Annotated in this window: 2 protein-coding genes; both read right to left on the reverse strand. The window is 39.4% G+C overall.

Annotated features, from left to right (window positions below; all coding sequences use genetic code 11):
- Positions 1 to 169 (reverse strand): TetR/AcrR family transcriptional regulator (locus R7E78_RS28755; RefSeq protein WP_318058965.1); only part of this gene is annotated, 169 nt, incomplete at its 3' end.
- 48 nt (positions 170 to 217) lie between these two features.
- Entirely contained in the window at positions 218 to 541 is a 324-nt protein-coding gene (yqfB, locus tag R7E78_RS28760; RefSeq protein WP_276387328.1) for a N(4)-acetylcytidine aminohydrolase, read from the reverse strand.
- Between the last annotated feature and the right edge of the window lie 40 nt (positions 542 to 581).

The raw sequence follows: 581 nt of genomic DNA on the forward strand, positions 1-581 counted from the left end.
CCTCACCAAACTGTTCTTTAGATTTGAAGTAATGATAAAACGAGCCTTTTGGCACTTCGGCCGTTTTTAGTAGCTCTGAAAGTCCAACACTCGTAAACCCTCGGGTAACAATCAATTCGTACCCGACGTCGAGAATGTGTTGGCGTGTGTCATTTGTTTTTGCGTTCATGGGCGGTACTATAAGATGAATTAGACCAGTCGTCTAGTTTTTTGTGGTCTACTTTTTGATCAATTCGTATTCGATAACAAACAGCTTATCGATATTCGGATAGATTTCTCGAATCAACTGTTTGAGTTTTGGCAATTCGATGGCTTCTTGTTCTGCGTGAAACTCGTTGATTTCATCAAAGTTTAATGGCTCAACAGACAAGATCTTGATATTACAAACCTTGCGGTCAGTTTCCAAAGTGAATACTTCTACTTCTGTGTTCGGTACATAGTGACTTTCTGATTCGTCACGAATAGTGATGGTCTTTTGGCCAGAAGTGATCAATGGCGTGAGAAATTCGAAAAAGGTAATTTTTGTTGGATGAGATGACATGAGGCTCTCTTTTCTCCGGGTTATTTGGCAAAATTATATA

The organism is Vibrio sp. YT-19(2023) (assembly GCF_033337395.1).

Excerpts from the sequence above, each read along its gene's own strand:
- yqfB (WP_276387328.1), bottom strand. The coding sequence starts at position 541 with ATGTCATCTCATCCAACAAAAATTACCTTTTTCGAATTTCTCACGCCA.